This is a genomic window from Desulfocurvus sp. DL1XJH-121 (assembly GCF_054819825.1).
Genome location: NZ_JBTVWW010000002.1, coordinates 196,770 through 217,264 on the forward strand (window position 1 = coordinate 196,770; position 20,495 = coordinate 217,264).

Annotated in this window: 21 protein-coding genes; 2 read left to right on the forward strand and 19 right to left on the reverse strand. The window is 68.0% G+C overall.

Annotated features, from left to right (window positions below):
- Window positions 1–42: 42 nt before the first annotated feature.
- From ACYYG1_RS02350 to phnG, 16 genes are all read right to left on the reverse strand, one after another.
- Window positions 43–588, reverse strand: a complete 546-nt coding sequence (locus tag ACYYG1_RS02350; protein ID WP_461208663.1) for a chemotaxis protein CheX — start codon at window positions 586–588, stop codon at window positions 43–45.
- Window positions 589–670: 82 nt separating this feature from the next.
- Complete coding sequence (locus ACYYG1_RS02355) at window positions 671–1,888, reverse strand: HDOD domain-containing protein (RefSeq protein ID WP_461208664.1); 1,218 nt, start codon at window positions 1,886–1,888, stop codon at window positions 671–673.
- A 56-nt stretch (window positions 1,889–1,944) separates the two neighbouring features.
- Window positions 1,945–2,823: a CheR family methyltransferase gene (locus ACYYG1_RS02360; RefSeq protein WP_461208665.1), complete on the reverse strand. Its 879-nt coding sequence runs from the start codon at window positions 2,821–2,823 to the stop codon at window positions 1,945–1,947.
- 81 nt (window positions 2,824–2,904) lie between these two features.
- The gene (gene speB, locus ACYYG1_RS02365) at window positions 2,905–3,777 is read right to left on the reverse strand and encodes an agmatinase (RefSeq protein WP_461208666.1); all 873 of its coding nucleotides are present in this window, start codon (window positions 3,775–3,777) and stop codon (window positions 2,905–2,907) included.
- 55 nt (window positions 3,778–3,832) lie between these two features.
- On the reverse strand, window positions 3,833–5,008 hold the full coding sequence (gene nspC / locus ACYYG1_RS02370) for a carboxynorspermidine decarboxylase (protein WP_461208667.1): 1,176 nt from the start codon (window positions 5,006–5,008) through the stop codon (window positions 3,833–3,835).
- A gap of 1 nt (window position 5,009) precedes the next feature.
- Window positions 5,010–6,188, reverse strand: coding sequence for a saccharopine dehydrogenase family protein (locus ACYYG1_RS02375; protein WP_461208668.1), 1,179 nt, complete (start codon window positions 6,186–6,188; stop codon window positions 5,010–5,012).
- Between the two features lie 15 nt (window positions 6,189–6,203).
- Window positions 6,204–8,120 carry a biosynthetic arginine decarboxylase gene (speA, locus tag ACYYG1_RS02380; RefSeq protein WP_461208669.1) on the reverse strand — a complete coding sequence of 639 codons (1,917 nt, stop codon included), beginning with the start codon at window positions 8,118–8,120 and terminating at the stop codon, window positions 6,204–6,206.
- Window positions 8,121–8,308: 188 nt separating this feature from the next.
- The gene (gene phnN, locus ACYYG1_RS02385; protein ID WP_461208670.1) at window positions 8,309–8,857 is read right to left on the reverse strand and encodes a phosphonate metabolism protein/1,5-bisphosphokinase (PRPP-forming) PhnN; all 549 of its coding nucleotides are present in this window, start codon (window positions 8,855–8,857) and stop codon (window positions 8,309–8,311) included.
- 1 nt (window position 8,858) lies between these two features.
- Window positions 8,859–9,578, reverse strand: coding sequence for a DUF1045 domain-containing protein (locus ACYYG1_RS02390; RefSeq protein WP_461208671.1), 720 nt, complete (start codon window positions 9,576–9,578; stop codon window positions 8,859–8,861).
- A gap of 32 nt (window positions 9,579–9,610) precedes the next feature.
- Window positions 9,611–10,750 carry an alpha-D-ribose 1-methylphosphonate 5-triphosphate diphosphatase gene (locus ACYYG1_RS02395; RefSeq protein ID WP_461208672.1) on the reverse strand — a complete coding sequence of 380 codons (1,140 nt, stop codon included), beginning with the start codon at window positions 10,748–10,750 and terminating at the stop codon, window positions 9,611–9,613.
- Window positions 10,750–11,451, reverse strand: coding sequence for a phosphonate C-P lyase system protein PhnL (gene phnL / locus ACYYG1_RS02400; RefSeq protein ID WP_461208673.1), 702 nt, complete (start codon window positions 11,449–11,451; stop codon window positions 10,750–10,752). The genes ACYYG1_RS02395 and phnL overlap by 1 nt, the downstream gene beginning before the upstream one ends.
- Before the next feature lie 104 nt (window positions 11,452–11,555).
- On the reverse strand, window positions 11,556–12,338 hold the full coding sequence (gene phnK / locus ACYYG1_RS02405) for a phosphonate C-P lyase system protein PhnK (protein WP_461208674.1): 783 nt from the start codon (window positions 12,336–12,338) through the stop codon (window positions 11,556–11,558).
- Window positions 12,322–13,233, reverse strand: a complete 912-nt coding sequence (locus ACYYG1_RS02410; RefSeq protein WP_461208675.1) for an alpha-D-ribose 1-methylphosphonate 5-phosphate C-P-lyase PhnJ — start codon at window positions 13,231–13,233, stop codon at window positions 12,322–12,324. The genes phnK and ACYYG1_RS02410 overlap by 17 nt, the downstream gene beginning before the upstream one ends.
- Complete coding sequence (locus ACYYG1_RS02415; RefSeq protein WP_461208676.1) at window positions 13,223–14,329, reverse strand: carbon-phosphorus lyase complex subunit; 1,107 nt, start codon at window positions 14,327–14,329, stop codon at window positions 13,223–13,225. The genes ACYYG1_RS02410 and ACYYG1_RS02415 overlap by 11 nt, the downstream gene beginning before the upstream one ends.
- A gap of 2 nt (window positions 14,330–14,331) precedes the next feature.
- On the reverse strand, window positions 14,332–14,955 hold the full coding sequence (gene phnH, locus ACYYG1_RS02420; RefSeq protein WP_461208677.1) for a phosphonate C-P lyase system protein PhnH: 624 nt from the start codon (window positions 14,953–14,955) through the stop codon (window positions 14,332–14,334).
- Window positions 14,956–14,957: 2 nt separating this feature from the next.
- The gene (phnG, locus tag ACYYG1_RS02425; protein ID WP_461208678.1) at window positions 14,958–15,428 is read right to left on the reverse strand and encodes a phosphonate C-P lyase system protein PhnG; all 471 of its coding nucleotides are present in this window, start codon (window positions 15,426–15,428) and stop codon (window positions 14,958–14,960) included.
- Window positions 15,429–15,544: 116 nt separating this feature from the next.
- Here phnG and phnF point away from each other — a divergent pair, with 116 nt between their 5' ends.
- On the forward strand, window positions 15,545–16,267 hold the full coding sequence (gene phnF, locus ACYYG1_RS02430) for a phosphonate metabolism transcriptional regulator PhnF (protein WP_461208679.1): 723 nt from the start codon (window positions 15,545–15,547) through the stop codon (window positions 16,265–16,267).
- A gap of 100 nt (window positions 16,268–16,367) precedes the next feature.
- On the opposite strand, the gene phnE is transcribed toward phnF, so the two are convergent.
- The 3 genes from phnE to phnC form a co-directional block, all read right to left on the reverse strand.
- On the reverse strand, window positions 16,368–17,486 hold the full coding sequence (gene phnE / locus ACYYG1_RS02435) for a phosphonate ABC transporter, permease protein PhnE (RefSeq protein ID WP_461208680.1): 1,119 nt from the start codon (window positions 17,484–17,486) through the stop codon (window positions 16,368–16,370).
- Between the two features lie 7 nt (window positions 17,487–17,493).
- Window positions 17,494–18,369 carry a phosphonate ABC transporter substrate-binding protein gene (gene phnD, locus ACYYG1_RS02440; RefSeq protein ID WP_461208681.1) on the reverse strand — a complete coding sequence of 292 codons (876 nt, stop codon included), beginning with the start codon at window positions 18,367–18,369 and terminating at the stop codon, window positions 17,494–17,496.
- Between the two features lie 75 nt (window positions 18,370–18,444).
- Window positions 18,445–19,272, reverse strand: a complete 828-nt coding sequence (phnC, locus tag ACYYG1_RS02445) for a phosphonate ABC transporter ATP-binding protein (protein ID WP_461208682.1) — start codon at window positions 19,270–19,272, stop codon at window positions 18,445–18,447.
- Window positions 19,273–19,523: 251 nt separating this feature from the next.
- Here phnC and ACYYG1_RS02450 point away from each other — a divergent pair, with 251 nt between their 5' ends.
- Window positions 19,524–20,399 carry a methyltransferase domain-containing protein gene (locus ACYYG1_RS02450; RefSeq protein ID WP_461208683.1) on the forward strand — a complete coding sequence of 292 codons (876 nt, stop codon included), beginning with the start codon at window positions 19,524–19,526 and terminating at the stop codon, window positions 20,397–20,399.
- Window positions 20,400–20,495: the final 96 nt, after the last annotated feature.

A 20,495-nucleotide genomic window follows, 5' to 3' on the forward strand; every position in this document is an offset into this window, starting at 1 on the left:
GGGCGTCGCGGGCCGGATTGTGCCGAATTCGTGCGGGAGGGATCAGTATTTGAACTTGCGCGGGGCCTTGGGGTCTCTGCGCGGGGCGGCCTTGGGGTCCTCTTCCACCTTTTCCGTGCGGGCGAAGCAGACCTCCACGTGGAATCCGCCGCCGTCGGTCTCGAAGGGGATGACCAGGATGGGGCCCGCACCCACGTGGTTCACCAGGTGGCCCTTGCCCGTGATCACCGAGGGGGTGGAGGCGGCGAAGGTCATGCCCATCTCCGCGAGGCTGCGCCGGGCCTGGCCGGAGATCATGTTGGTCAGTTCGCCCACGGCGTCGGCCACCTCTTCGTTTACCTTGGTGAATTCCTCGCCCAGCATGTTGGCGACGATGCCCAGGATGGCGCCCTCGCTCATGCCCAGGGCGATGGTGCCCGTGGTGTAGCCGGTTATGCCGATGAGGCCCGTGACGTCGTCCTGGGCCGCCCGGTCGCTCTTCACGAAGGGCTTGCCCGGGCGGACCTGCACCATGGCCATGGTTTCCAGCACGTTGATAACCGCTTCCAGAAAGGGATTGATGAAGCTGACGTCGTATCGGATGGACATGGCTCTCTCAATGTTTACAGCGCGTGAGCGGGATGGTGCGGCCTGCTGTACCGGGTTCGCTGTGCGGTCGGCTCACTGTCCGCTAGAGAAATGCGCCCAAAACATCGTCGATGTTCTTGTCGTACTGGTCCACGATGTCCACGAGGTGCAGGATGTCCAACCCCGTGCTTTCCCAGGCGCCTTCCTGAATGCCGGGTAGAACGTACATGCCCCCGCTGGAAATCTCAACTGCGTTGGTGAGGTTGTCGGCGATCTGGATTACCGCGGCCTCCACCGGGTCCGGGGCGGACGCCGGGTCGTGGTGGAACTTGATGGCGTTCATGATGGGCGCGGGGAAATGCCACGCCTTGAGCAGCAGATCGGCCACGTCGGTGTGGTCGTAGCCCAGGGTCACGTGCTCGGCCTCGGCCACGGGCAGCATGTTCTCCCGGGCGTGGAGCAGGGCCTGGACGCTGGCGTAGGGCTGCTTCTTGAAGATGATAAGCCGGCCCATGTCGTGCAGCAGCCCGGCCGTGAACAGCCGCTCGGGCTGGGCGTTCTTCATCCTGGCCCCCAGGAGGCGGGCGAAGATGCCGCAGGACAGGGAATGCCGCCAGAAGGTCTTCATGTCCATGAGTTCCGGCGGGATGTCCTTGAAGAAACTGATGGTGGAGATGCCCAGCGCCAGGGTGGAGATCTCCTCGGTGCCCACCAGGGACACGGCGTGGGAGATGGAGTCGATGGTGTCGGCGAACCCGTAGAACGGGCTGTTTACGAGCTTCAAGAGCTTGGCGGACAGGCCCATGTCCGTGCTGACCACGGCGGCGATGTCCTTGGCCGAGCTGTCCGGGGACTCCAGGGATTCCTTGATGCGGAAATAGATGTCCGGGAAGGTGGCCAGCTCGGTCTCGTGGTCCACGATGTCCTGGGCGGCGCCCTCGCCGTGCCGGAACAGGTCCTTCATGTATTCCAGGTTTTTGGCCAGGCGCACGTCCTCGGAGGGGATCTCCCATCCCTGGTCCAGGGCACGCTGGGTGCGGGCCGTGGCGATGCGGAACAGCTCCGTCAGGGCCCTGTCGTCGGGGTTGCAGTAGGCGAAGAAGTTGCGCACGTACTCGGCCACGGGGTCCGAGGGCTTGATGCCTCTGGCCTCGGCCTCGGACACGGCCCGAACCTCGCCCACGCCGAATTTCCTGAGCATGGCGATATGGGAGTCCGTGAGGCGGGTGCCCTTGGGGATCAGCGTATAGCCGTGACGGTCTTCGGTATCCTCTGTGAGGACCAGTCCGGGTGTTAGTTCTTTGGTCTGTATTTCACTCACGTCGTGCCTCCGGTGGGCGTGTGCGTTTTGTTCTGGAACGCTTCGGTTCGTTGGGCTCAGGATTCCTTGCGGTAACAGATGCCGCCGGGCTTGAGCACGGGTTTGAAGGCGTTGGAGAGCTTGTGGATGCTTTCCGAGTGCCCCAGGAACAAATAGCCGCCGGGCAGGAGGTTGTCATAGAACGAGGCCAGGACCTGCTGTTTCATGGCCGTGTCGAAGTAGATGATCACGTTGCGGCAGAACAGGATCTGCGACCTGGGAACGCGTTTGAGAGCCGCGCGGTCCGCCAGGTTGATGGGCCCGAAGCTGACCAGCTTCTGGACCTTAGGGCGGATCTTGTATTCGTCGCCCTGCTGCTCGAAATATTTGCTGATGATGCCCTTGGGCGTGGTCTTCATGGCGTATTCGCCGTAGACCCCGGCCTTGCATTTGGCCAGCATGGCCGGGGAGAGGTCGTGGGCCGAGATGCGGATGCGCCAGCCGATGACGGACATGCCGAGCAGCTCGTGGAGGAGGATGGCCAGTGTGTACGGCTCCTCGCCCGAGGAGCAGCCCGCGCACCAGATGTTGAGTTCCTTTTTGCCGGCGTCCTCCTGGGCCTTGATGACTTCGGGCAGGATTTCGTTGCGGAAGACGTTGAGCTGTTTGATGTCGCGGAAGAAGCTCGTCTCGTTGGTGGTGATCTTCTCGCAGAGATTGTCCATTTCCGCTGTGCGGCCGGGATCGTAGCGCAGGAAGTCGTGGTACTGTCCGAAGCTGGACAGCCCGAGGGCCTCCAACCTGCGCCCCAGGCGGTTTTCCAAAAGGTAGCGCCGCCGATCCGGGATGTCGATGCCGGTCTTGTCATAGATGAACTTGCGAAGATCCGCGAATTCCTTGTCGCTAATCTTGGCGGCCTTGCGCAGGCTCAGGGTGTTTGATGTTAGCAGTCCCATGAATCCTTCCAGGTTGAACGGTAAAGATATCCACAATGGGTTCACAATGCCATAAAATGAGCGGCGTTGTGAAGGCCCCTTTTATTTGTCCCGGCCCCCCGCGGCCAGGGCCAGGCCCATGAGCCTGTAGGTCAGCTGGGCGGCCGTGAAGTCGCAGGCGTGCAGGCCGGCCACGGGGGCCAGCTCCACCACGTCGCAGCCCACGATGCGGCGGCCCTTGGCCGCCGACGAGAGCATCCACATGGCCTGGTGCCAGAAAAGGCCTCCGGGCGCCGGGGTGCCCGTGGCGGGCATCAGCGAGCAGTCCAGCCCGTCCACGTCGAAGGTCACGTAGATGTTTTCGGGGAAATCGGCGGGCAGCAGGGGGGCCGCCGGAGGCGTCAGGGGCAGGTCCGGGCCGTCCACCCGGGGGATGCCCAGGCCGTCGCGCAGTTCGGCCTCCTCCTGGCAGAAGCAGCGCACGCCCGCCTGGAAGAGGGGCAGGCCCAGGTCCAGGGCGCGGCGCATGACGCAGGCGTGGCTGAGGGGGCTGCCCTCGTATTCCTGCCTGAGGTCCGCGTGGGCGTCGAACTGCACCACCCCCACCGGGCCGAGGGCCTTGCGCACGGCGCGCAGGGCGCCCAGGGTCACGGTGTGCTCGCCGCCCAGCACCACGGGCACGGCCCCGGAGTCCAGGGACGCGGCCACGGCCGTCTCGATGCGCGCGAGGACCTCCTCCACCGGGCCCGAGCAGTCCACGGGGTCGGCGGTGTGGATGCCGCGCCCGGCCGGAGCGTAGGGGCCGTCCAGGGTCTCCAGCTGCTGGGAGGCCGCGAGGATGGCCCCGGGGCCCAGGGCCGCGCCGCCCCCGTAGGAAACGGACGCCTCCAGGGGCGCGGGGATCACGTGGATGGGGCATCCGGCCGCTGGCAAGCGGCCGATTTCGCTTTCCAGGAATGCGGGAAGCGTGGGCATGGATGGGGCTCCTTTGGCGGGAATGATGCCGAAAAAACGGCTCGCCAGAGGCATTTTAGCCTAAGCGCGAGCGAAAGTCTTCATACCCGAAGCGGGTTACGACCTCGAAGTCGTCGCTGTCGGGTTCATAGAGCACGATGTCCGGCAGGCGAACGCCGTTGAAGGTGGTGTTCTTGACCATGGTGTAGTGGGCCATGTCCGTGAAGGCCAGGCGGTCGCCCGTGGCCAGCGGCGCGGAAAAGGAATACTCCCCGGCCACGTCCCCGGCCAGGCAGGAGGGGCCGCCCAGGCGGAAGTCGCAGCCCAGTTCACCGGGCTGGCCCGCGCCCACGATGTTCGGCCGGTAGGGCATCTCGATGACGTCGGGCATGTGGCAGGGCACGGCCGTGTCCATGATGGCCACGGGCATGTCCCCGCCGGGCACCACGTCCAGGACCTCGGTGACCAGATAGCCCGTGTTCAGCGCCACGGCCTCGCCGGGCTCCAGGTAGACGTCCACGCCGTGGCGCTCCCGGAACCCGCGCACCAGGGAGACGAGAAGCTTCAGGTCGTAGTCCGCGCGGGTGATGTGGTGGCCGCCCCCGAAGTTCACGTACTTGAGGCCGGGCACGAACTCCCCGAACTTCTCTTCGAAGGCCGCCAGGGTGCGTTCCAGGCTGTCGGCGTTCTGTTCGCAGAGGGTGTGGAAGTGCAGGCCGGTGATGCGCGGAAGCTGCGCGGGGTCGAAGTCCGCGCGGCGCACGCCCAGGCGGGAGCCCGGGGAGCAGGGGTCGTACAGGGGCGTGGTCCCTTCGGAGTGCTCCGGGTTCACGCGCAGGCCCAGGTGCAGGCCGCGGCCCAGGCGCGCGGCCTCGGCCAGGGCCAAGTCCCCGAAGCGGTCCAGCTGGGCCGGGGAGTTGAACAGCAGGTGGTCGGCGGTGGCGGCCAGGTCCAGCACGTCGGCCTTGGAGAAGCCCGCGGCGAAGGCGTGCACCTCGCCGCCGAAGGCTTCGCGGCCCAGGCGCGCCTCGTGGGGCGAGCTGGCGCAGGTGCCGTCCAGCACCGTGGAGACGAGCGGAAACAGGCGGCTCATGGCGAAGGCCTTCAGCGCCAGGAGCACCTTGGCTCCGCTTTCCCTCTTCACCCGGGCGAGCGCGGCCAGGTTGTCGCGCACCAGTCCCGCGTCCACCACGTAGGCCGGGGTGCGCGGCACGCGGCCGAGGTCGAAGCGCACCTCCCGGGAGCCGTCCAACCTAGAGCTCCTTCTCCACCCAGGGCAGGCCGCGCTCGGGCAGGGCCGCCATGAAGGGATCGGGATCGAACTCCTCCATGTTCCAGACGCCGGGCCTGCGCCAGGCGCCCGTGGCCACCAGCATGGCCCCGATCATGGCCGGGACGCCCGTGGTGTAGGAGATGGCCTGGGAGCCCACCTCGCGGTAGGCCTCCTGGTGGTCGCAGATGTTGTAGACGTAGAGGGTCTTTTCCCTGCCGTCCTTCAATCCCTTCATCAGGCAGCCAATGCAGGTGCGGCCCTTGGTCAGGGGGCCCAGGGAGCCGGGATCGGGCAGGAGCTCCTTGAGGAATTTGAGCGGCACCACGGGGGTGCCGTTGTAGTCCACGGGCTCGATGCCCGTCATGCCCACGTTGCCCAGCACCTCCAAGTGCTTGAGATAGCTGTCCCCGAAGGTCATCCAGAACCGCGCGCGCTTGAGCCCCGGCAGGTTCAGGGCCAGGGACTCCAGCTCCTCGTGGTACATGAGGTAGCATTTCCTCGGGCCGATGCCCTCGGGGAAGTCGAAGCTCATGGACCAGGACAGGGGGTCCGTCTCCACCCATTCGCCCCGCTCCCAGTAGCGGCCTCGCGCCGTGACCTCGCGGATGTTGATCTCGGGGTTGAAGTTGGTGGCGAAGGCCTGGCCGTGGTCCCCCGCGTTGCAGTCGATGATGTCCAGCTGGTGGATCTCGTCGAAGTGGCGCTTGGCCGCGTGGGCGCAGAACACGTTGGTCACGCCCGGGTCGAAGCCGCTGCCGAGCAGCGCCGTCAGCCCGGCCTCCTTGAAGCGCTCGCGGTAGGCCCACTGCCACTTGTACTCGAACTTGGCCACGTCCGGGGGCTCGTAGTTGGCCGTGTCCACGTAGTGTGCGCCCGCCTCCAGGCAGGCGTCCATGATGGTCAGGTCCTGGTAGGGCAGGGCCACGTTGAGCACCACGTCGGCCTTGAATTCGCGGATCAGCGCGGCGGTCCGCGCCGGGTCGTCGGCGTCTACGGCGGCGGTGCGCATGGGCCGGGGCGCGTCCTTGGCGATGGCCTCGCATTTGGACACCGTGCGGCTGGCCAGCATGATCTCGTCGAAGGCCTCGGGGGCCTGGGCGCATTTCAGGGCCGCAACGCGGCCCACGCCGCCCGCGCCGATGATCAGAAGTCGGGACATGGTCTGGCTCCTTGCCTATTTGGCGTGCAGATACGTGTAGCCGCGCAGGCAGCGGTCGAAGGCCTGCATCACCGCGAAGCGCTCCTTGGGGGAGATGAGCTTGTCGCGCACGGACTGCTCGGCCATGTTGCGGAAGTTGTCCGTGACGTCTTTGGGGTCGTACTCCACGTAGGAGAGCACGTCGGCCACGCTGTCCCCTTCCAGCTCGCGCACGAAGGTGTAACCGCCCTCGCCGTCCAGGCGCACGCTGACCACGTTGGTGTCCCCGAACAAGTTGTGCAGGTCGCCCAGGGTTTCCTGGTACGCGCCCACCAGGAACACGCCCAGGTAGTAGGGCTCGCCCTCGCCCGGGTTGTGCAGGTCCAGGACCCGCTTGACCCCCCGGTCGTCGATGAAGCGGTCGATCTTGCCGTCGCAGTCGCAGGTGATGTCCGCCAGGATGGCCTTTTCCGTGGGCTGCTCGTCCAGGCGGTGCACCGGCATGATGGGGAAGAGGTGGTCGATGGCCCAGGCGTCGGGCAGGGACTGGAACACGCTCATGTTGCAGTAGTAGATGCTGGCCAGGGGATAGGAGATGTCCGCCAGGCCCGAGGGCGGGTTCTTGATGTCCGCCACCGCGTCGGCGATGGCCCGCATCACGGCCCAGAAGATGGTTTCGGCCATGGCCCGCTCGCGCAGCCCGGCGCGGCCCAGGCGGAACAGCTGGCGCACCTCGTCGCGGTAGAAGATGGCGTCGTTGTAGCATTCCTGGAGGTTCTTCACCGTCAGGGAGCGGTGCACCTCAAGCAGGTTGTGCACGGGCTCGGCGAAGTTCTCGGGCACGGTCTGGGGCACCGGGCGGCTTTCCAGGCGGCTGACGTCCATGACCTCGGTGAGCAGCACGGAATAGTAGGCCACGGTCGCCCGGCCCGACTCGGTGACGATGTGCGGGTGCGGGATGCCCCGGTCGTCCAGGGCGGCCATGACGCTCTCCACGATGTCCGCGCAGTACTCCTCCAGCGTGTAGTTGCGGCTGGACTCGAAGTTGGTGTGCGAGCCGTCGTAGTCCACGGCCAGGCCGCCGCCCAGGTCCAGGTAGCCCATGGGGCAGCCCTCCAGGGCCAGCTCCGCGTACATGCGGCAGGCCTCCTGCACGGCCACGCGGATGTCGCGGATGTTGGGCACCTGGGAGCCGAGGTGGAAATGCAGCAGCTGCAGGCAGTTGAGCTTGCCCGCCTCGCGCAGCCTGTCCACCACCTCCACCACCTCGGCGCTGGACAGGCCGAAGATGGACAGGTCCCCCGCGGATTCGGCCCAGTGGCCGCCCACGTGGGACGCGACCTTGATGCGCACGCCGATGTTGGGGTCGATGCCCAGGACCTCGGAGCGCTCCAGGACCATGTCCAGCTCCCCGGGCATCTCCAGCACCAGGAAGCAGTTGTAGCCCATCTTGGTGGCGTACAGGGCCAGGTCGATGAAGTCGCGGTCCTTGTAGCCGTTGCAGATCAGGCAGGCCTCGCGGTCCTCCAGGTGGGCCAGGGCCGCGATGAGCTCGGCCTTGGAGCCGACCTCCAGGCCGTGGTGGTAGCGCGAGCCGAAGGCCGTGAGCTCCTCGATGACCTGTTGCTGCTGGTTGACCTTCACCGGGAACACGCCCCGGAATTCGCCCTTGTATCCCGAGGCCTTGATGGCCGTGCGGAAGCTCCTGTGGATCAGCGATATCTGCGAGTCGAGGATGTTCTCGATGCGCAGCAGCACGGGCAGCTCCAGGCCGCGGGCCTGGATGCCCTCGATGATCTCGGGAATCGGCACCCTGTATTTGGACGAGGGGGACGGCACGATGGCCAGATCGCCGTCCTTGGTGACGTCGAAGTATCCGCCGCCCCAGTCGCGGACCCCGTACAGGTCCGAGGAACGGGAGGCGTTCCATTTTTCTATGGCGCGCTTGTTCATTGTCGGGGAAAACCCTCCTCTGGTCCGTGCGAACACGGGAAATCTCTGGGCCGGGGCCCGGGCTGCGGCGCGCAAGGAGAGATGAGGGCGCGGCCGACAGCGTTCAGTACGGACTCCTGCCCCGCGCCGTCAATACCTATATCCGTATAGCGGCGTTTTTTTCAAGTGCGAGGGGTAAAATGAAGGATTTACGGCCTGTTCGGCCCAAGGAGCTCCAGAAGGCGCCGTCCCGCCCGTTCCAGGGGGCCGCTGTTGTCCAGGACCACCGCCCCGGGCAGGTCCGCGCCCAGGGCCGCGCCGCGCTCCAGGCGTTCGGCGATGACGCCCATGGTCTCGCGCCCGCGCGCGTGCAGGCGGGCGGCCAGGACCTCGGGCGGCGCGGTGACGAGCACGGGCAGGACGTCGGGGTAGCGCGCCAGGCATTGGGGCAGGTGCCCGCGCGAGCCGTTGGCCGCCACGGTCAGCCCGGCGCGCATCCAGGCGTCGATCTCCACGCCCAGGCCGTAGCGCAGGCCGTTGGCGTTCCAGTGCAGGGCGAAGAGCCCGGCCCGGGCCCGGGTCTCGAATTCCTCGGCCGTAAGGGGCACGTGGTCCTCGCCGCCCGCCTCGGGCGGGCGGGTGACGTAGCGGTGGGCGAAGGCCACGGGCAGGCCCCCGGCGCGCTCCCGGGCCCAGGCCAGGACGCTGTCCTTGCCCGCGCCCGAGGGGCCCATGACGTACACCAGGCGGCCCGGCACGCTACACCGCCTCCTTGGCCCGGCCCTCGCCGGCCAGGGGGTAGCGCCTGAGGATGGTGAAGGGCGCGCCCTGGCCCGCCTGGCGGAACACGCAGATCTCGCGCACGGGCAGGGGCTCGGCGCACAGGGGCGCGGTGACCCGGCGCAGGTGCTTGACCAGCTTGCCCCGCAGGGAGCGGTCGGCGATTTTGTCCGTCAGCGTCAGGTGGAAGCGGTATTCGTCCAGCAGGAAGGGGTAGCCGAAGAGCTGCAGCAGGGCTTCCTGGCGTCTGGTCAGCCCGGCGGCGCGCCGGCGCATGATCTCGGCGGCCTCGGGCGGGGCGCGGAACCCGTCGAACAGGGTCACGCATTCCTCGGCCAGGAGGTCCAGGGCCGGGCTGTGCTCGTGGGGGGTCAGGGCCAGGAACGAGCCCACCGTGGCCAGGGCCAGGCGCGGGGCCAGGAGCGGGCCGCGCTCGGCCGCGAAGTCCGCCACCGCCGAGAGGAGCTCCTCCTCGCTGCGGCCCTTGGCCAGGGCGAAGGGCGGCTTCAGGGTGGCGTGGAAGCCGTAGACCCGCGGGACGGCCGTGGCCTCATCCAGGGCGTCGTCGCCGACTCCGGGCACCGAGGGCTGCACGCAGGGCGCGCCCGTGGCCGCGTCGCGGCCCAGCCAGCGGGCCCCGAACAGGGACAGGGGGGAGCCGTGCTCCGGCGCGTAGTACAATGCGTATCGTTTCGGCATGGCCGCTCCTTGGGCCGGGGCCCGTCTGTTGTTCAATACAACTTTTCGGCGCATTTCCAAACCGACATCACCACGGGCTGGTCGTCCACCAGGCGCACGCGCACCAGGTCCGCGCGCTTGCCCGGGGCGATCTCGCCCCGGTCGTCCAGGCCCAGGGCCCGGGCCGGGGCGCTGGTCACGCGCGACAGGGCCTGGCCCAGGGTCTCGCCCAGGGTCTGGTGCAGGGCAAACGCCGCCTGCAGCAGGCTGGCGGGCACGTAGTCCGAGGACAGGATGTCCAACAGGCCCTCCCGGGCCATGTCCAGGGCCGAGACGTTTCCCGAATGCGAGCCCCCGCGCACCACGTTGGGCGCGCCCATGACGATGGCCAGGCCGCGCTCCCGGCCCCGGCGAGCGGCGGCCTCGGTGGTGGGGAATTCGCTGATCACCACCCCGTCGTCCGCGGCCATGTCCACGTGCTCGGGCACGGTGTCGTCGTGGCTGGCCAGGGGGATGCCGCGCTCCTTGCACAGCTCCAGGATGCGGGCCCGGTTGCCCGGGGCCAGGCGCTCCTGGGTCTCGCGCATGCGCTGCACCAGGGCCTGGTACTTGTCGTCGGACCAGTCGGTGTAGCCGTAGTATTCGCGGTATTTCTCGTGGGAGGAGAACTGGCGCTGCCCGGGGGTGTGGTCCATGAGCGACGCCAGGCGCAGGCCCGGCTCGTCGGCCACGGGCTCGAAGTGCGTGAGCACCTCGGGGTCGCAGATCTCGCAGCGCAGGTGCAGCATGTGGTCGGCCCTGAGCAGCCCCTTGTCCCGGCCCTTGCGCACGGCCTCCAGGGACGGGCCGAAGATCTTGCGCCGCATCTTGCCCGCGTTCATCTCGCCGCAGCAGACGCTGTCCAGCACCGTGGTGATGCCCGCGCCCACCACCTGGGTGTCGTGGGCCATGAGGGCGGACAGGGGCGAGGGCCAGAGCACGGCGGGCCGGGGCACCAGCTGGCGCTCCAGGTTGTCGGTGTGCATTTCGATGAGCCCGGGGATCAGGTAGTCGCCCCCGAAGTCCACGGCCTCGGGCAGGGAGCTTTGGCCCTGGTCCACGCTGCGGACCAGCCCGTCGCTGGCGCAGAGGGTGCCGTGGAATTCCTCGTCCCGGGTCACGATGCGGGCGTTGGTCAGTATCAGTTCGTTCATTATGCGGCTCGCTGGGTGCGGTTCAGGGGATAGAGGACGTCGGCCACCGCGTCGCGGACCTCCTCGTCGTGGAATATGCCCACCACGGCGGTGCCGCGGGCTTTGGCCTCCAGGATCATCTCCACTACGATATGCCGGTTGGCCGCGTCCAGCGACGCCGTGGGCTCGTCCAGGAGCAGCACGGGGTAGTCCTTGAGAAAGCCCCGGGCGATGTTCACGCGCTGCTGCTCGCCGCCGGAGAAGGTGGACGGCGCGAGGCCCCACAGGTCGCGGGGGATGTTCAGGCGTTCGAGCAGGGCTCCGGCCCGCTGGCGGGCCTCGTCCCTGGGCGCGCCCCCCTCGGTGAGGGCCGAGGCCACCACGTCCAGGGCCGGGACGCGCGGGATGACGCGCAGGAACTGGCTCACATGGCCCAGGGTCTCGCGCCGCACTTCCAGCACGGTGCGCGGCTCGCAGGCCGCGATGTCCACCATCCGGCCCCGGTGGCGCACCAGCACGCTGCCGGTCTGCGGCTTGTAGTTGGCGTAAAGGCTGCGCAGCAGGGTGGATTTGCCCGTGCCCGAGGGCCCGGTGAGGGCCGTGCACCGGCCCGCGCGCACCTCCATGTCTAGGTCCTGGAACACGGGGATGGTGGCGCCGCCCTGGTTGTGCAGCACAAAGGCCTTGGTCAGGCCTTGGACCCGTATCATGACCTCGTGCATGGCCATGTCCTCCCGGCGCGTTGGCGTCTCTGCGTTCTGTACATAACGGTTTCCGTATTGCGGTTGTGTGACCGGTTTTCGAATTCCTGTGAAACAGTTGCGGCCTAGACCTGGAGAATCGAGGACACCAGCAACTGGGTATAAGGGTCGTGGGGATCGTCCAGCACCTGGTCCGTGAGCCCTGCCTCCACCACCCGGCCCCGGCGCATGACCATCAGCCGGTGGGCCAGCAGCCGCGCCACGGCCAGGTCGTGGGTCACCAGGATCACGGCCAGGCTCAGTTCGGCCACCAGGCTGCGCAGCAGATCCAAAAGCCGGGCCTGCACGGACACGTCCAGGCCGCCCGTGGGCTCGTCCATGAACATCAACCGGGGCGCGGTGACCAGGTTGCGGGCGATCTGCAGGCGCTGCTGCATGCCCCCGGAAAAGGTCCGGGGCAGGTCGTCCACGCGGGACTGGTCGATCTCCACGCGGCCCAGCCAGTCCAGGGCCCTGGAGCGGATGTTCCCGTAGTGCCGCGCGCCCACGCCCATCAGGCGCTCGCCGATGTTGGCCCCCGCGGACACGCCCATGCGCAGGCCGTCGCGCGGGTTCTGGCGCACCAGGCCCCACTGGGTGCGCATGAGCATCCTGCGCACGGGCTCGGCGCAGGCGTGCACGTCCACCACGCCCTGGTCCCCGGCCTCGTAACGCACGCGGCCCGAGGAGGGCGCCAGCTGCCCCGAGAGGCAGGACAGCAGCGTGGACTTGCCGGACCCGGACTCGCCCACGATGCCCAAGACCTCGCCCGGGTAGAGGTCGAAGTCCACGTCCAGGCAGCCGGGGATGTCCCCGTAGTATTTGCTCACCCCGCGCACCGAGAGCAGGGGTTCAGGCCGCACATTCATCGGCTTCCTCCTTCTTGGCGGGCGCGGCCAGAGGGCCGACGTGGCCCTGCTCGCGCCGCTTGCGGCAATAGTCGCTGTCCGAGCACACGAACATGCGCTCCCCGGCGTCGTTCAGGATGATCTCGTCCAGATAGCTGTCCTCGGCCCCGCACAGCCCGCAGCACTGGTCCCATTTCTGGACCTCGAATGGATGGTCCTCGAAGTCCAGGCTGGCCACGTCGGTGTAGGGCGGCACGGCGTAGATGCGCTGCTCGCGGCCCGCGCCGAAGAGCTGCAGGGCCGGGCACTGGTGCATCTTGGGGTTGTCGAACTTGGGGATGGGCGAGGGGCTCATGACGTAGCGCCCGTCCACGCGCACGGGATAGTCGTAGCTGGTGGCGATGTGCCCGTGGCGGGCGATGTCCTCGTACAGCTTGACGTGCATGACCCCGTATTCCTCGTGGGCGTGCATGGCCCGGGTCTCGGGCTCGCGGGGCTCCATCCAGCGCAGGGGCTCGGGGATGGGCACCTGGTAGACCAGGATCTGGTCCTCGGTGAGCGGCGTCTCGGGGATGCGGTGGCGGGTCTGGATGACCGTGGCCGCCTCGGTGTCCTCGGTTGTCTCCACTCCGGCGGTGCGGGCGAAGAACTTGCGGATGGACACGGCGTTGGTGGTGTCGTCGCTGCCCTGGTCGATGACCTTGAGCACGTCCCCGGGCGTGAGCACCGAGGCCGTGACCTGGATGCCGCCGGTGCCCCAGCCGTAGGGCATGGGCATCTCGCGGCTGGCGAAGGGCGCCTGGTAGCCCGGGATGGCCACGGCCTTGAGCAGGGCCCGGCGGATCATTCCCTTGGTCTGCTCGTCCAGATAGGCGAAGTTGTAGCCCTCTGCGGGGCGTTGTTCCTCATTCGGCATGGTCGTCTCCCTTGCGGGCCTGGAAGTATTCCCGGCGCATCTGCCTGAGCAGCACCAGGTCGCCCTGGAAGTCCACGTGGTGGGGCAGCTTGAGGTGCGAGGTGAAGCCCTGGGCCTCCACGTTGTCCGAGTGCATGAGCACGAATTCCTCGTCCTGGGCCGGGGCGGTGACGTCCTCCTCCAGCTCCCTGGCGCGCAGGGAGCGGTCCACCAGGCTCATGGCCATGGCCTTGCGCTCGCAGAACCCGAAGGTCAGGCCGTAGCCCCTGGTCAGGGCCGGGGGGGTGTGCTTGTTGCCCTTGAAATTGGTGACCATCTGGCATTCCGTGACCGTGATCTCCCCGATCGCCACGGGGAAGCCCAGCTCCTCGGGCACGATCTCCACGGCCACCTCGCCCATGCGGATCTCCCCGGCGAAGGGGTGGCTGTCCCCGAACCCGCGCTGGGTGGAGTAGCCCAGGGCCAGGAGGAAGCCCTCGTCCGCGCGGGCCAGGTTCTGCAGGCGCACGTCGCGGCCCGCGGGAAAGGTCACGGGGTCGCGGGTCAGGTCGCCCACCGGGCCCGCGCCGCCCGGCTCCTCGGCTTCCAGCAGGCCCTCCTTCTGGAGCAGTTCCGTGACCCGGGGCATGGGCGCGGTTTCCGCCCCGCCCGGGGTTTCCCGGGCCTCGGCGGGCTCGGGGGCTTCGCCCTGCTCCAGCAGGGAGAAGTCCAGCAGGCGGTGGGTGTAGTCGAAGGTCGGCCCCAGCACCTGGCCCCCGGGCAGGTCCTTGAAGGTGGCGGAGATGCGGCGGCGCACGGCCATGGCTGAGGTGTCCAGGGGCTCGCTCTCGGCCAGGCGCGGCAGGGTGGTGCGGTAGGCCCGCAGCAGGAACACCGCCTCCAGGATGTCGCCCGCGGCCTGCTTGAGGGCCAGGGCGGCCAGCTCGGGGTCGTACAGGGATCCCTCGGTCATGACCCGGTCCACGGCCAGGCCCATCTGGGAGCGGATCTGGTCCACGGACAGCTCGGGCACCGAGGCGTCTCCCCGGCGTTCGGCGGCCAGCAGGCGGTGGGCGTTCTCGATGGCCTTTTCCCCGCCTTTCACGGCAACGTACATGTTCAGGCCTCCCTGGGCGTTTGCAGGATGCGGGTGGTGCGCGGCACGCAGCACAGGCTGCCGGGGCCGGCGAACACCGTGTCCAGGCCCATGGGGAACAGGGCCCTGTTGGCCTGGTGGGACGCGGCCCAGGCCGGGGACAGCCCGGGCACGTCCAGGCGCTTCTCGCCCTTGATCCCCGGGCCGGACAGGCGCAGGCCGCCCGGGCCTTCGGCCAGTTTCGCGACGCGGAGGATCAGGGTGGTGGAGCGGTCGGGATAGGCCTCGTCGCCCAGGCTGAAGAAGTCCAGGTCCGGCAGCGGGGCGTGGCCGTCCAGCACCGCGAAGGCCGCCTCCCCGGGGTCCCCGGTGATCCGGCTGTTGCAGTGGAAGCGCAGGAAGGCCCGGGCCTCGGGGGTGTCGGCCTCCGGGCTCAGCCAGAGGGGGGTGGTGAAGTCCGCCAGGGTCAGGAGCACCGCGGCCGTGGCCGGGCCCAGGCCGCCGTGGCCCCCGGGCCGGACGGGCAGGGGATGGATGGTCCCGGGCCGGGCCATGGCGTTCAGCAGGGCGCGGAACAGCGCGCCCGCGTGGCGTCCCGGATCCGCGAATCCCGGCTCCAGGGCCGGGGTGTGGGTGGTCGTCTGCATGCTCAGTCCTCCCCGCGCACCATGGTGAAGAATTCGACCCTGGTGGGTTCGGTCCTGGCGCGCACCGCGGCGCGGCGCTCGTCCCGGGCCAGGGCCAGGGGCCGGATCACGCCGCCCATGATCTCGTCGCGTCGGGCCGCGCCCCGGAGCAGGGCGTCGAACACTGCGGCCCGCTCGGCCTTGTGCGCGTCGCGTCCGGCCACGTAGGCGTAGCCCGTGGCTCCGTCGTCCAGGCGGACCACGCAGCGGGTCATGGTCATCTCCCCGAGGTTGAAGGCCCGCCCCGAGCCGCCCACGCGGCCCCGGACCATGGCCAGCCCGGTCTGCGGCGCGCGCAGGAATTCGTAGGCCGGTTTGGAGGACAGGTCCTCCCAGGCCGCTTCCAGGTCCCCGGGCTCGGCCCCGGCCAGCACCGCCATCCACTGGCGGCGCTCGTCCGGACAGGCCCCGGCGTCGTGATTCGCGTTGTTCATGAGAGTGGTGTACCTGTTTTTTTAATCTAGACGTCTAGACGAATTTTGCATACATCTCGTTTTCATGCCTCAGCCGATGAATCTTACTTCCAGCAAGGGAAAAGGGAGCCGAGAACGTGCAGCTTGAACGCGGAACCGGAGTGGCGCTGTGGCGGCAGATCCAGAAGGCCCTGGAGCGGGACATCGCCTCGGGCCGCTTTGCGGCCGGAGAGAAACTGCCCACCGAGACGGAACTCTCCGCCGTCTTCGACGTCAACCGCCACACGGTGCGGCGCGCCATGCAGGCCCTGGAGGCCAAGGGGCTCGTCAGCGTGGAGCAGGGCCGGGGCTCCTTCGTGGCCGAGGAGATGGTCTCCTACGACCTGTCGCGGCGCGTGAGCTTTTCGCGCAACCTCCTGAAGCAGCACCGCACCCCCGCGGGCGAGGTGCTCACGGCCGAGGTCGTTTCGGCCGAAGGCCGTGTGGCCGAGATGCTGCGCCTGTTGCCCGGCGCTCCGGTGCTGCGCATGGAGACCACCTCCAAGGCCGACGGCAAGGGCCTGAACATCAGCACGGGCCATTATCCCCAGGAGCGTTTCCCGGGCATCGCGGCCGTGTACCGCGAGACGGGCTCCGTGACCAAGGGCCTGGCCCGCCACGGGGTGGACGACTACGTCCGCCGCGAGACCCGCATCACCACGCACATGCCCTCGGCCCGCGACGCCCGCATCCTGGGCCAGCCCCGCAACAAGCCCGTGATCCTGGTGGAGAGCGTGAACGTGGACCTGCAGGGCGTGCCCGTGGAGTACGCGGTCACGCGCTGGGCCGGGGACAGGGTGGAGTTCGTGATCAAGACATAGGCCCCGGGGCGGCGTGGGGACGGCCGCCCTGCGCTCCCGCCTGCGGGCGCGCGCCTCGCGGCGCGCGCGTTCCATCCGGCCCGCTCGCATTGTCCGCATCCTACACGAACCGCTTGCGCAGCACGCCGCAGAGGTAGTCGATGATGGTCACCGAGAGGATGACCATGATCATCATGGTGCAGACCTCGCGGTACAGGTAGCCGTTGATCTTGTCGAACATCAAAAAGCCGATGCCGCCCGCGCCCACGAAGCCCAGGATGGTGGCGCTGCGCACGTTGGATTCGAACCTGAGCAGGGTGTAGCTGACCACCAGGGGCATGATCTGGGGCAGCACGGAAAAGGCCATGACCTGCGCCGGGCTGGCGCCCGAGGCCTCCACGGCCTCCACCTGGCCGGGCTCGATGGCCTCGATGCCCTCGGAGAAGACCTTGCCCAGGACGCCGAAGGTGTGGATGGCCAGGGACAGCACGCCCGCGAAGGGCCCCAGGCCGATGACCGCCACGAAGATCAGCGCCATGACGAACTCGTTGAACCCCCGGCAGAAGTCCAGGAGCCTGCGCACGGTGAAGTGGATGCCGTAGCGCAGGGAGTTGGCGGTCTTGGAGTCGCCCGAGATCATCAGCTTCAGGGAGTTGCGCGCCGCGAACATGGACACCGGGATGGCCGCCAGAAAGGCGAACAGGGTGCCCCAGATGGCGATGGCCACGGTCTCGACGAGGGACTTGGTGTACATGCTCAGGTTGTTGGCGTGCACGTCGGGCGGGAAGTAGCCGCCCCTGCGCTCGTCGGTGATGCGGTCGTATTCGGCGCGGACCAGCTCCCGCTTGTTCTCCTCGGGCATGGCCTCCAGGCGCGCCCGGGCCAGGTCCTTGGACTCCTGCATCAGGGTCATGTCGTCGACCTTGCGCCCCTCGGCCTTGTACCTGTCCCGCAGTTCCGCCATGGCCTCCTGGTCGGCGATGATGGCGGGCATGCGCTCGGCCTGGCGCATGGCGTGGTCCTTGTCCACCTGCGAGAGCTGCCTGCCGAAGAGGTAGTCGAAGGCGTTCTGGCGTTTGCTGTACAGGGCCAGGGGGTCGATGCCCGTGGAGATCCAGGACGCGATGAGCGTCGCGGCGATGATGGCCAGAAGCGCCCCCAGGGCGGCCTTCTGTTTGAAGGCCTTCCTGGGAGCCACATCGTCCAGGGTCAGGCGGGACTGCATTGCTGCGGTCTGCATGATGCTCCTAGTTCTCTTTGCTGAGCTGTTTCTTGAGGCGCTTCATGTAGCGCACGATGTCGTAGGTGGAGTCGTCGGTCCAGGCGAAGCCGCCGTTGCCGAGCTTCTTGATGCCTTCCTTGTTGGAGTTGAAGGAAAGCAGGGCGCCGCAGAAGGCGGCCTTGAGGCTGGCGGGCAGGTCCGCGCGGGCGGCGATGGGCGCGCCGGGGATCAGGTCCGAGGTCCAGAGGATGTTGAAGTCGTCCTTGGCCAGGGAGCCCTTCTCGATCATGCGGTTCATGTCCACGTCGTTGGTGGCGGCCACCTGGATGCCGCCGTTCTTCACGGCCAGCATGGACGCGCCGTGGGAGCCGGAGAAGCGCACTTCCTGGAAGTACTCCTTGGGCTTGACCTTGAGGTCGCGCGCGAAGAGCACGTTGGGCACCAGGTAGCCGGAGGTGGAGTTGGGGTCCGTGAAGGCGAAGGTCTTGCCTTTGATCTGGGACAGCTCGGTGATGCCGGAGTCCTTCTTGGAGATCAGGATGCCGTGGTAGCCGGGCATGCCGTCCAGGCCCAGCTCGAGGGCGATGGCCTCGGCGTTGCACTTCTCGGCGGCCTCCACATAGCTCTTGGGGCCGTAGTAGGCGAAATCGATGTGCTTGTTGGCCATGGCCGTGATGATGCCCGCGTAGTCCGAGGCGGTGAAGACCTCGACCTTGACGCCCAGCACCTTCTGCAGGTGGTCGGTGAGGACCTTGAAGCGCTTGGCCGTGTCCGCGGCGCCCTCGGTGGGGATGGCGCCCATCTTGATGGTGGCGGGCCAGTCGCCGGGGTTGGCCTGGGCCGGCAGGGCGCTCGAAATGAGCATCACGGCCATCACGGCCAGCATCAGAATGCGTTTCATCGTCGTCTCCTCCATGGGATGGAAAGGGGGTTGTCGTGCGCCCGCCCCGGCGGGACGGTGCGCGGGATGTCGGGATCAGGCCGCGCTCAACTCGCCGAAGGCCTCGTTGAGCTTGGCGCCGTAGACGTGGGTAACCGTGTCCTGGGTCAGGTCCGCGGGCGTGCCCTCGAAGACCAGCCGCCCCTTGGACATGCCCAGGACGCGTTTTCCGTAATGCCTGGCGAAATCGATGTGGTGCAGGTTGACCACCACGGGGATGCCGCGCGTCTCGTGGATATGGGTCAGGGTGTCCATGACCACCTCGGCGCTGTGGGGGTCCAGGCTGGCGATGGGCTCGTCGGCCAGGAAGATCTCCGGGCCCTGGGCCAGGGTCCGGGCGATGGCCACGCGCTGCTGCTGCCCGCCGGACAGGGTGTCCGCGCGCTGGAAGGCCAGCTCGGCGATGCCCACTTGCTCCAGGGCCTCGAAGGCCGTCTCGCGTTCGGACTTGGGGAAGTTCCGGGTCAGGGTCATGAGATGGCGGCCCGGGGAGGAATTGAAGCGCAGCCGGCCCACGAGCACGTTGTCCAGGACCGTCAGGCGGCGCACCAGATGGAACTGCTGGAAGATCATGCCCGCGCGGCGGCGCACGGTGCGCAGCTTGCTGCCCGAGACGTGGGTCACGTCCTCGCCGAACAGGCGTAGGGTGCCGCTGGTGGGCTGGATCAGCCGGTTCAGGCACCTGAGGAAGGTGCTCTTGCCCGCCCCGGACGAACCGATGACCGCGATAAAGTCGTCGGGCCGTACGGCCACGCTTACGTCCGACAGGGCGCGGGTGCCGTTGGGGTAGATCTTGGTCAGTTCGCTGGCGCGCACGGCGTTCTGTCCGGCCTGGCGCAGTTCCGTGGTCTTGTTCTTGTCCATTGCAGGTCTCCCTGGGCGCAGCCGCCCGTTTCTCCAGCCAGTATCTAGGTGCGTAATGTGAACATGCGGTTACGGGCAGATGGTGATCTGATGCCCTTGGGCCGGGGGCTAGACGAGGCCGGGATTCGTCTAGGGCGCGGGAGGATTCGGCCGGGAGCGCGGCCGGAGGGCGGGGAGAGCCCCTTGGTTCTTGACAGGGAGCAGCGGCGGCTTAAAAATGCCTTTTTCATTTTCCCAGACCGGAGGCATTCATGGCGCTGTCGGACAAGTTCAAGGCCCTGTACAACCTGCCCATGCGCGAGGCCGTGTACATCCTGCGCAACAAGATCGCGCCCAGCCCGGTGCCGCCCCTGGAGCGCATCCTGTTCAACTCCAAGGCCATGCGCAGCCAGAAGGTCTTCGATTTCCTCAACAGGTACGAGCTGGTCCTGGAGCGCGCCACGGGCTGGGAGCGCCTGCGTTTCGAGGGCGCGGCCGTGATGGAGGTGGGCTGCGGCCCGCTACTGGGATTCTTGCCCCTGGCCGTGTTCTGCGGGGCCCGGGAATGCGTGGCCGTGGAGCCGGGGTTCAATCCCGGGGTGCTCCAGGACGCGCGCTTCGAGAAAAGGTATTTCCAGAACCTCTGGAACGACCTCGTCAACCTGTTCGGCGAGCGCATGAATTTCGCGGCCTTCATGGCCGGGGTGCGCTCGGTGCGCGTCTGCGACGCGGGCATCCTGGACGCCGATTTCCAGGGCCGGTTCGACGTGTTCTTGTCCAACTCCTGCCTGGAGCATGTGCATCCGCTGGAGGAGTCCCTGGCTAGGCTCGGCGCGTGCGCCGCGCCTGGGGCGCGCTGCCTGCACCTGGTGAACTACGGCAACCACGCGGGCACGGCCTATCCCTTCAAGGGGTTGTACACCAGGGAACCCGAGGCCTGGTTCAAGGCCAACGGCAGGGAGCTGAACCTCAAGCGCCATCCGGACGTGGCCAAGGCCCTGGCGGCTTCGGGGTTCGAGGTCCAGGCCCACGTGATGAACACGGCGTCCGGCTTGGCCGAGGAGCCCGCGCCCTGGTGGCGCGAGCGGTATGTGGAAGAGGATCTTCTGAAGCGGGTGGTCTTGTACGGCGGCCGCGCCGCCGACTGAAGGACGCCCCCCCATGGGACGCCCTCCAATCGGCGCTTGCCTGGTGCAAATTCCTAATTGCTGATTCTATCCCGCAAGCTGTTCAAAGGCGTGCGG